The organism is Thalassotalea sediminis (assembly GCF_030295915.1).
Classification (GTDB): domain Bacteria; phylum Pseudomonadota; class Gammaproteobacteria; order Enterobacterales; family Alteromonadaceae; genus Thalassotalea_C; species Thalassotalea_C sediminis.
Genome location: NZ_AP027361.1, coordinates 1843109 through 1854864, shown reverse-complemented (window position 1 = coordinate 1854864; position 11756 = coordinate 1843109). Strand labels below are relative to the sequence as shown.

At 38.1% G+C, this 11756-nt stretch carries 7 protein-coding genes; all 7 read right to left on the bottom strand.

Annotation, left to right across the window (positions count from 1 at the left end; translation table 11 throughout):
• Positions 1–172: 172 nt before the first annotated feature.
• The 7 genes from QUE09_RS08450 to nhaC all read right to left on the bottom strand — a co-directional run bounded on the left by QUE09_RS08450 (position 173) and on the right by nhaC (position 11718).
• On the bottom strand, positions 173–2482 hold the full coding sequence (locus QUE09_RS08450; RefSeq protein ID WP_286235760.1) for an efflux RND transporter permease subunit: 2310 nt from the start codon (positions 2480–2482) through the stop codon (positions 173–175).
• Between the two features lies 1 nt (position 2483).
• On the bottom strand, positions 2484–3491 hold the full coding sequence (locus QUE09_RS08445) for a WD40/YVTN/BNR-like repeat-containing protein (RefSeq protein ID WP_286235758.1): 1008 nt from the start codon (positions 3489–3491) through the stop codon (positions 2484–2486).
• A gap of 70 nt (positions 3492–3561) precedes the next feature.
• Complete coding sequence (locus tag QUE09_RS08440; protein ID WP_286235756.1) at positions 3562–4920, bottom strand: DUF1329 domain-containing protein; 1359 nt, start codon at positions 4918–4920, stop codon at positions 3562–3564.
• A gap of 12 nt (positions 4921–4932) precedes the next feature.
• Entirely contained in the window at positions 4933–6993 is a 2061-nt protein-coding gene (locus tag QUE09_RS08435) for a DUF1302 domain-containing protein (protein ID WP_286235755.1), read from the bottom strand.
• A 385-nt stretch (positions 6994–7378) separates the two neighbouring features.
• Positions 7379–7597 carry a DUF2835 domain-containing protein gene (locus tag QUE09_RS08430; protein ID WP_286235754.1) on the bottom strand — a complete coding sequence of 73 codons (219 nt, stop codon included), beginning with the start codon at positions 7595–7597 and terminating at the stop codon, positions 7379–7381.
• On the bottom strand, positions 7597–10167 hold the full coding sequence (gene pepN / locus QUE09_RS08425) for an aminopeptidase N (RefSeq protein WP_286235753.1): 2571 nt from the start codon (positions 10165–10167) through the stop codon (positions 7597–7599). Before pepN ends, QUE09_RS08430 begins: the two co-directional genes overlap by 1 nt.
• A 96-nt stretch (positions 10168–10263) precedes the next feature.
• Positions 10264–11718, bottom strand: coding sequence for a Na+/H+ antiporter NhaC (nhaC, locus tag QUE09_RS08420; protein WP_286235752.1), 1455 nt, complete (start codon positions 11716–11718; stop codon positions 10264–10266).
• Between the last annotated feature and the right edge of the window lie 38 nt (positions 11719–11756).

Here is an 11756-nt window from a genome sequence, read left to right as displayed (position 1 = left end):
GCTATTGCGAGCGATTTTTTCTGATATTTACAATGTGCGTAGGTGTAATCGTAAAGCTTTATATGCAGTATTAGGTGTTTATTCACTTGTGTTAAATAGAAAACGGCCTTTCGGCCGTTTTTACGTTTATTTATGCAATTTGAATTTGGCAAAAAATATTTAAATTTTTCGTTTATTTTCCTCGCCATAGGTAACTTGCAATTGCTGGTAATATGGTAATCGCACCGAGCATGTTTACTAAGAACATAAAGGTTAATAATATTCCCATATCCATCTGAAATTTCAGATCGGAAAAGAACCAAGTCGATACGCCAATTGCCAGCGTTACACCGGTAAATAGCACAGCACTACCTCGTTCCTGTAAAGCGATTAAATAGGCTTCGTTTAAGGACATTCCTTCTCGCAAACGAACACTCATGGTAGAAAGAATATAAATACCATAGTCAACGCCAATACCAACACCCAAGGCAATTACAGGTAGTGTCGATACCGTTAAGCCAATATCTAATACCGTCATTAACCATTGTGCTAATGTTGAAACGATAAATAATGGTAATACCACGGCTATAGTTGCGCGCACACTTCTAAAGCTAATTAAGCACAACAAAATTACCGCACCATATACATATAGCATCATGGGTAATTGCGCTTCTTCTACGGCTTCGTTAGTTGCTGCCATAACACCAATAGGCCCTGACGCAAGTTTAAAGGTTAATAAGTCATTATTAAGCTCAGCTATTGTTAATTTCGCTTGTTCTACAACACGATTAATCGTTTCCGCTTTATGATCTTCTAAAAATAGGATTATCGGCATGACCGAGCATTCATTATTCAATAAGCCAGTAGAGCTCGGTATATTTGATAATGCTTGTGCAATTGCATATTTATTCGGTGAAATAATACGCCACTTTAAGTTACCTTCATAATAGCCCGCATTTATCACTTTAAGTACTGACGCTAAACTTACTGCAGACTGCACCCCTTCAACATTTTCCATCTTCCATTGCAGTGCATCCATCGTTTTTAAAACTTCACTATTAGTACATGCACTTTCTGTGGTTTCTACAAGTACAGACATATAATCAACACTAATAGCATAGCGATCTGTAATTAAAAACGTATCTTGGTTATAACGAGACTCTTCGTGAAGCGCCGGTGCCCCTGCATGAAGTTCACCAATTTTTAATTGTTGCGAATAGTAAAAACCAAGCGCAAATAATACCGCACTAATAACTAATACAACCGTTGCAGGACCTCGCTTACTAAGGCTCGCTAACCATGTCCAATCTACTTGCTTGGTTTCATTACCATGCGTTTTAGCACTATGCTTACTTACATCAAGATATGATATCACTATAGGTAACAGCAATAAGTTGGTAAAAATTATCACAGCAACACCTAAAGATGCGGTAATTGCTAGCTCGCGAATAATACCAATATCAATAGACAACAAGGTAATAAAACCTACAGTGTCTGATAATAATGCCGCTACACCGGGCACAACAAGCGATCGAAAGCTGAACTGAGCTGCAGCTTTAGTAGAAAAACCATTTGCTACACGCTTACCCACCGCATTGATCATTTGAACGCCGTGACTTACCCCTATGGCAAACACAAGAAATGGCACCAAAATTGACATGGGATCTAGACCGAAGCCTAACGTCGATAATATGCCCATTTGCCAAATAACAGCAACAATTGAACACGCGATAGGTAATAGCGTTAACGATAAGGAGCGAGAAAACAAAAAGACCATCACCGCAGTAATTACAATAGCAACGCCGAAGAATGTTACTACCCCCTTCGCACCGTCAGCTACATCACCTACCATTTTAGTAAAACCAATGATATGAACGGTAATATTGCCTTTTTCAAATGGCTTTCTAACGTCGTTTTCTAATTTATCAGCTAGTGCAATAGAGTCGAGCTTCTCACCTGTTTCTGGATGGTGTTCCATCAAGGTCGCTTTTACCATTGCACAACTATAATCATCGGCAATTATTCGACCAACGATACCTGCCTTTTCAATATTGCCTTTGACAATAGCTAAGCCTTCAGGCGTTGGTTGAAAATCTGCTGGAACGACAGGACCACCTGCAAAGCCATCTTCAACCACTTCAACAAATCGAGTACTTGGCGAGAATAACGATTGAACTTGTGTGCGGTTTACGCCAGGAATAAAGAACAGTTGATCATGCACACCTTTCAAGGCTGAAAAGAATTCCTGGTTAAAGATATCCCCTTCTTTATGACAAACGGAAATAAGTACATTATTCGCACCACCGAAATTTTCTCGATGCTTTAGATACGTTTGCATGTACTCATGATTTAATGGAATATTCTTAGTGAACGCTGCATCGAGTTTAATTTGTGAAGCTTGGAAAACAAGAAAAGCAGTAATCATCGCAAAAAGCGCTAATACAATACCACGCTTTCTAAATACACTGACTTCAATGCGACTGATAAACGAATCTACATTCATGCTATTTAGATACCTGTATTAATTTAATGCCAACTTCTGAAGCGACTATAAGCTCATTGTTGAACATCACTCCTGCTAATATCGCTTTTCCATCTGACTGTATACGTTGTTTGAAAGTAACACCATCATCATCACTTACTAATAACACGCCATTATTTCCAACAATATAAATAATATTTTCTCCACCTAATATGATGTCATTCAATAACGCAGTCACACCAGTTTTGCTGTTATTCCATGGCATGCCATTTTGTAATGTTCTAAATACATTTCCACGTAAGCCCACCGTTAACAAATTACCTTGTTGCGTTCTGATAATATCGTAAAACGAACCGTGATAAATTTCTTCAAAGCGTTGCCATGTTTTACCAAAATCATTACTTTTGGCTATCAAACCTAACTCGCCAACTAAATATGTAGTGCGCCCATCAAGGTAAATTCGGTTAAAGTGTGGCAATATATTTGCGCGCTCATCTAAGTACGCTTGCTCATCTTCTTGCTTGAGGTCATCGAGATATTCTTTATCTTCATCAGATAATAAAGACACATGGTATTCGCGTTCCCATGTATTACCACCATCATACGTACGATAAAACAAGCCATATGAACCTATTGCAACACCTTCCTTTTCGTTTTTAAATACCACGTCCATCAGCGGTTTTTGCTGACTTGGTAAGTATTGTTGAATTTGCCAGCTTTTACCGCCATCTGCGGTGTGTAAAATCAAACTGTCATGACCAACAGCCCAACCAACCTGCTCATTTACCATAACAACGCCAGTGAGTGTTGTTTGTACTGGTACTGGCATTTGTTCAACTGATTCTATAGAAGTACCACGAATAATGTGGCCTCGTTCTCCAACCGCGATAAAAAATTTATTATCAACAGCAGTAACATCTAACAGCAACTTGTTAGGTGCCATTGCTGACATTATGGCCGGTTTAGTCACTTGCTGGCTATGTGAAGCACTTGAGATTAAAACCAAGACCGTTACCAAAATTCTTATCATGAAAAACCTTTTAACCCTTGTTACAAAAAAGGCTGGCATTTAGCCAGCCGTTTACTCGTTGATAATAAAATTATCTGTTCTCAATACGTAACGCTCTAGATCTAAACTTCGATTTTCTAAGTTTAGCTGAAAAGTCATACATTTTGTGTTCGTTATCTAAACCAATAGCAATATAGCGTTTAGATTGTAAATCGTGAAATACATCTAATGTTGACCAATGTGTTGGTACTTCATAGTAATTAATACCATGTGCCATTCCTACACGATACATTTCATCACGATCATCGTAGATATCAGTTACTGCAATTTGCCAGCTATCTTCATCGATAAAGAATACACGCTTCTTATAAATATGACGCGTATTTTCTTTTAAGTTAGCTTCAACAACCCAGACACGGTGCTTTTCATAACGCACATATTCAGGGTTAATGTGGCCCGCTTGAATAATATCTTCATATTTTAGCTTGTCACTGTGTAAACGATAATCGTTATAAGGAATCAGAAGCTCTTGTTTACCTTTTAGTGTCCATGTATAACGATTCGGCGCACCATTAAACATATCAAAGTCATCAGTGGTTCTTAAACCATCTGAAGCTGTACCTGGGGCATCATAAGCAACGGTTGGCGCTTTTTGCTCTCGACCAATACCTTTGTTATATATCCACGCTTGACGTTCCGTTTTGATTTGATCCATCGTTTCATGAACCAATAATGCCGTACCAACGCGAGAATCAGGCTCTGTAACCTTCTGTTTAAACATAAACAGTATGTTACTCTCTTCTAATTCTTCAGGAGACGCACCTTTTACACCGTATGGGATCATCAATTGTTCGTCAAAGCCAATATACGTATAATCACCAGACGCTGTCGGCATGACCTGCCCACCTTCACGTGTTAGTGCTTCGCCACGGTAACGAAGAATGTGGTTCCAAATTGCTTCTAAACCATTTGCAGGAATAGGAAATGGAATGCCAACGGCAGCTTGAGTAATACCATTACCATCTTGGATAAGCTCACTGCGAGCAGCATTTTTTAACGTTTCATCATAGACATGTTGTGGATATGATGCAGTACGCCTAGTTTGGTATACGTTCATTTTAAACGTACTAGGATACGTCTCAAACAATTTCACTTGACCTGGCGTTAATATATCTTTGTATTTATCAATGTTTTCAGCCGTTACCGTATAAAGAATTTTATCTTGTGGAAACGGATCTGGATGATGCATACCTGGCTTGTAACCAGAAGGAGGTGTAGTAATACCACCATTCCAAGCTGGAATACTACCATCAGCACTTGCTCCACGAACAGCACCAAAAGGCGTTAATTCATTTGATAATTTCTTAACTTGTTGTTCATCAACTTTTGCTTGTGCACTGGTTGCAAACGCAAGACTAACAGCAAGAGATAATAAGGTTGTTTTCTTCATCTTGTTTTGCCCTTATAAAGAATATTTAACATTAAACGACACGTAGTCTCTATCTTCCATCTTATTTGTAGTTCCTACACCACCCCAAAAGCCGTTATAGGAAATATTAGCCGACCAGCGGCTTTGATAATCAAACGTGACACCTGCACTGATTGATTTTCTATCTTCAACAAACAAGAACAACGGATCAGGTGTAATTCCACTCACATCGTGTGAAAACACAATTCTTGGTGAAATATTTACACCGGCAAATACATTGTTGTAATCAAGCTTGGTTACTAAGCGATAGCCCCAAGCAAAGTCATCAGGAAATGGGTTTGTTTCAACACCACCTTGAATAGCCATTTCTAGCCCTTCTTTTCCTTCAATACCACCATTCCTAGCAGTACCTGGACCATTTAAACGCAGCTCATCTTCGCTTGGCATATCGTGAATACGTATACCACCCACTTCCAATAATGAGGTAAACTGGTCTGCACCTAAGCTAGGTCCCCAAAATTTTGAAAATATTAGCTGTGCCTGCGTTGTATCAGTTAAGATAAACCCGTTAGCTTTTTTACCTGGCTCAAAAACAGGCATTTGAGAAATACCGTCTAATTCAGGTCTAAAGCTAATAGAATCAGGGTGTGCTAATTGCTGTGGCATTGCAGCGAATAACAATTCAACATCATCTATTTGTAATGGTTCATCTTGACGGTGAGACATTTCACCTGCGACAGCAAAGCCACCAATTGACGTATTAAAACTTAAACCATAAAGTTTAATATCTTCAGGGTAATCAAGTTGTACTTTAGAAAACGCATGTAAATCAGTATAGTTTTTCTCAGTAATTGTTGTATCTTTCAACATTGCTAAGTCTTGCATTACAGCTTCCGTGGTAAAGTTTGCGGTAATACCACTAAAAACTGGGCGTCTACTATGATAATTAATATGATATAAACTTAATTCTGTATCATTGAAATCAGGTAGGAACCAAGAGAATCGAACACCGTACTGCCCACCGTCATCCGGTGCATTTACGCCCTTAGCGCCAGGCCCTTTCAAGGTGATCTTTGTTGGGTACGCTAAATATCCAGCACTTGCACCAGCAATCATCGCTGGATCACCTGAATTTAACATGCCACCTATTTCGTTCAATCCAGCAATTACATAATCAAGATCCATATCTGGATTACCTGTAAAGCCAAGTTGTACGTTATTGTAGCGGCCACCGTCACCAGCAAAGTCATTTGTAGAGAAATAAGTACCTGGTGCTGGTAAAATGGTTTCTTCCCACGCGTATTGATAAAACATCTCTACACTAAAATCTTCAGTAACCCCTAAAGAGCCCCAAACTGCACCAAATGGAATAAAAGCTTCTGTTAATTCGGCTCCCGGTGCTTTCACGCGAGAAATATCAATTGGGTTGATCTCACTAATACCGTGAGAAATGAGTAACCCTTCACCCCATCCAATTGTCTGTTGACCGATACGTAACGAAAATGGCATATCATCAATGTAATAATCACCAAAAAAGTATGCATGCAATAATCTTACATCTTGGCACACTTGTTCTTTAGCTTTGCTATCGCGACAAGGATCATTGCTCGCACCTGATGCAGTATTATTCCACGCGCGATCGCCATCTGACATTTCAAAATCATAAAAGTACATACCACGGAGGAATACACCCCAGTTATCTTTCTTTATTTCTAATTCGTGGGTACCTTTGAACAATTGTGAAAACATTTCGCCCGAATCGAAATTTAAATTACCAAGGTCACCATTATTTGAATAACTGCCTTGTCCTTGCCAAATGGTATTGGACGTAGGAGTGGGGTTCAAAATAGGATGGTAGTTTGAAAAGTCTAAACCGTTTTTCAAATTATTTGAAATACCAACGTTATCACGCCAGTTACGGTCTTCAACTCGCCAACTTGCACCAACTGAAAATTTTGAAGTAAATCGAATATCAAAATCGCCAAGTTCATAATTACCAGCCGTTGATTGACTAGCAACTGTCGATAAGATAGCTGCCGCTATTCCTACCGATAACGGCTTTTTACAAAATCGTTTTAAAGGGCTACGTTTCATTTTTTTCTCCCCAGACTCGAAACGGCAATATTATTGTTTTTATTTCATTTTTTATGCTTTGAGTGTTAACGCTATTTTTCCTACGGTCAACAATCTACATTTGATTGTGAATGTTAACTTCATCATCAGTGTAGTATAAAACAATAATTGCATCATTTTACCACTGAGGCAAGTGTAAAAATAGCGAATAAATCTCCCTAATTTTAAAGACTTGTATACAACTCAACCATAATTACACTCACCTGTTTAAAACAACCGTTTAAAACAGCATGACAAACATCCAGCTTTAGTTATCAACGAACTATTTTCACAAGGTTATCCATAAACATTCTAGCCGTTTTAAAACATCGGATGGTCTGACCACTGTTTAAAGCAATAACTCTATTCACGTTAACTTTTTTAATGAGACAAACTTTTTGTTTTCCGTTTCTAAACAAAATCGCCCCATAATTCCGGTTGGTGTTAGATAGCTTCTTAGGTGCATTGCGGGAAATTGAATACGTTGTCCCTGCTCAGATGTAACAACAATATCTTTTACTCTTCCCTGATAATAAGGAAGAAATTCATACGCTGTAATATTGATAAAAAAATAAAAACGTTGCATTAATTTAAGGCTGCATCCAGTTTTTCTTTCAAATCTCTTGATAAATCATCAATTGCTGCAATCTCTTTTAAAGCATTTAACATAAGGTTTTTATGATGCTCATTAAAACGCTTGTACTGAATTAATGGTGTTAATAACCGAGAAGCGATTTGAGGATTAATTTTGTTTAACGTTTTAATATGTTTAGCAAGAAATTGATATCCTTTGCCACTTTCCTGATAAAAATGTTTCGGATTTCGATGGCTAAATGCACCAATTAAAGCACGTGCTCTATTTGGGTTGTTAAGAGTAAACAGCTCATGTTGCTCCATTGTTGCTAACACATGAAAAATGTCTTCTCTGTCAGCAACGGCTTGTAAGCTAAACCATTTGTCCATTACAAGCGGCGTATCTTGCCATTTAGCTTCGAAACCCGACATTAAATTATCGAATACACCCGTATTATGCATTGCAGAAGCATTAAGTGACGCTAATGTATCAGTCATGTTATCAGAATGATTGTATTGCCTACTTAATAATAACTGATGATTACTTAGCTTTGATAAGTAATATAAACAGGTATTTTTGAGTGATCTTTGAGCAATATCTTTACCCTTATTTGCATACGGTATATCTGCGAAACCTAGATATATTTCAAGCAATTCATTTTCTAAATTATGTGCAATAAAGGCTTCAACGGTTTTAATTGCGGCAATTACTTTTTGTGGATCTACCTGTTCAAGGTTTACTGATACTTCATCAAACGATGGTAACTTTAATGCCACGGCTTTTAGCGCGGGATCAAGAGTAGAATCAAGTAAATACTTATACGTAGTAACAATATCGACTGGCAAAGAATATGAATCATCTTTCACAAGTCGAGTAATATACCTTGTTAATAATGTCTGGCCCGCATCCCAACGATTAAAATCATCCTCTGCTTGTTTCATTATGGCAATAAGTTCTTCGTCTGGTTGCTCAAAATGAACTTTTACTGGTGCAGAGAAATTTGACAGAAACGCTACCACTGGCTTTTTTTCAAAACCATCAAAACGCCAAGTTTGTGTTTCTTCTTTTAATGCTAATAAGTGGGCTGATGAATTATGGTCAGTAATTAGCTCGATACGAATTGGAATGTGTAAATGATGCTTAACGGATTGTTGTTCGCTTGGCTCATTAATTTGTGAAACCGATATTGTCAGTTCACCTGTTGCATTATTAAACGATTCATTAACGCGTAAAATAGGTGTACCTGATTGACTATACCAATATTTAAACTGTGTTAAATCTATACCTGAAGCATCAGCCATTGCATCAACAAAATCATCACAGGTTACAGCCATGCCATCAAAGCGCTTAAAGTAAAGATCCATACCTAACCGAAACTTCTCTTCACCGAGTAATGTGTGGATCATCCTAATAACTTCAGCGCCCTTCTCGTATACTGTCATGGTATAAAAATTGTTCATTTCTACCACTTTTTCAGGTCTTATTGGATGAGCCATGGGGCTTTCATCTTCTGGGAATTGCATCGCTCTGAGGTGACTCACATTTTCAATGCGTGTGACTGCCGCTGAATTCATATCAGCACTAAACTGTTGATCACGAAATACAGTGAGACCTTCTTTTAAGCTTAGTTGAAACCAATCTCGGCACGTTACTCTGTTCCCCGTCCAATTATGGAAATATTCATGGGCAATAACAGCTTCAATATTAAAATAATCTGTATCAGTCGCACTTTCATGATCGGCCAAAACAAACTTGCTATTAAATATGTTTAAGCCTTTGTTTTCCATCGCCCCCATATTAAAAAAATCAACGGCAACAATCATGTAGATATCAAGATCGTATTCTAAACCAAACGTATTTTCATCCCATTTCATCGAATGCTTTAACGACTCCATTGCATGATGGGCTTTGCTCGCGTTGCCTTTATCAACAAATATCTCAAGCGTGACATGCTTACCTGAAGCGGTTTGATATTGATCAGTAACCAAGTCAAAGTCACCAGCGACGAGTGCAAATAAATAGCAGGGTTTTGGGAATGGGTCATGCCAAACTACAAAATGTTTATCGGCACCTATATTGCCTTGATCGATTTTATTACCATTAGCGAGTAAATACGGATACATAGTTTTGTTTGCAATAACTTTAGTGGTAAAGGTCGACATTACATCAGGGCGATCTAAGTAATACGTTATACGCCTAAACCCTTCCGCTTCACACTGCGTACAAAAAGCACCACCAGACTTATATAAGCCTTCTAATGCCGTATTGTTAACAGGGTCAATAGTTGTGACAATCGTTAACGTTAGTTGGTTTAACTCTGGTGAAATTGAAATTTGTAAGCCATTATCTACTTTTTGAAAACTTGCCTCTGCTAATGGTTTATCGTTGATACTAATAGCATCTAACGATAGATGTTCACCATCAAGCGTTAAGTATGGCGCGTCTTTATCTACACGCTCAATGTGCATTACATTGGTAACACGAGTTTGGTGATCATCGAGTTCAAATGTAAGTTGTGTAGTATTGATGGTAAAACTACTTGGACGATAATCTGCGAGAATGCGTGCTTGAGACGAAGCCATAAGCTCTCCTTTGGTTACGCTAAATCAAAAAAACCTGTTAACTTATTTGAAATTAACAGGCTTTATTTGTCTGTAACGGGCAATGCCCGTTAAATGTTATACCTCTGCTATTTTTTTGATCTTAAATTCGAAGTATCCATATGCAATAGCAATAATTGGATTAATAAGATTAAAAAAGCAATACATAATATATTCATAATCTGCTAAGGCTAGTGTAGCAAACATAAATGCACCACACGTATTCCACGGAATTAACGGAGACGTAATTGTGCCAGAATCTTCAAGTGTTCTACTTAAAACTAAGGGAGATAAACCTCGACGTTGGTATTCTTCTTTATACATTCTACCTGGCATTACAATAGCCATATATTGATCTGAAGTAATTAAGTTTGTACCAATACATGTTGCTACCGTACTTGCAATTAAACTACCTGTAGATTTAACCGCAGATAAAATAGATTCAACAAACTTACGCAACATGCCAAGATGTTCTAGCACTGCGCCAAAGCTTAGTGCACATATAACAAGCCAAATGGTATTAAGCATGCTAGACATGCCACCTCGACTTAATAATTGATCGACCTCTTCATTACCAGTATTTAACACAATACCATCAAAAAACGCTGTCCAAATAACTTTGATATTAGCCGTACTGACGGAAGGCTCCTCTCCCGCAATCGCTAAGATGAGATCCTGTTGAAAGAACAGTGCCCAAATGCCGCCGATCAACGCCCCTATACCTACAGCAGGAAAAGCAGGCATTTTTTTGTAAGCCAATACCAATAAAACAACAAGCGGAATTAAATTAAATATAGAAATATCATAGGTCGCCTGTAACGTATTAGTTAGCGAAAGAATATTTTCTGCAGTACCTGTTTCTACAGAAGAATGATTAAATCCAATGATCAGAAATAATATCAAAGCAATAGAAATTGAAGGAATTGTTGTCCATAGCATATATTTGATATGAGCAAACAACTCACTGCCTGCAACAGCAGGCGCTAAATTAGTTGTCTCGGAAAGCGGTGATAATTTGTCGCCGAAATAAGCACCAGAGATCACAGCACCAGCTGTCACCGCCGCAGACATTTCAAAGCCGCCAGCAATACCAATAAAAGCAACCCCTACGGTTGCTGCCGTTGTCCAAGAACTACCTATACTCATAGCGACAATACCGCAAACGATACAAGCAGCCGCATAAAACCAAGTAGGATCGATTATTTGTAAACCATAATAAATCAATGTAGGTACTGTACCTGACAATAGCCAAGTACCAATTAATGCCCCCACGGTGAGTAAAATTAATACGGCGCCCAATGATAAAGAAATACCACGAACAATGGCATCTTCCATTTCTTTCCATGTATGACCATTACGCAAACCAATAACAATAGCAACGCCCATACTAATCATGAGTGCAATTTGGTTTGGACCGTAGGAAGAGTTATCTGAGAAATAAGTTACTGCCGCTGAAAGCAGCGCTATCAATACTACGATCGGTATAAAAGAGTCTAACGTAGATGGTGCTTTATAGGGGTTTTGGTTTGTCATAGAAACTGTCTTTATTTTACTTAATTATAGTTATAAGT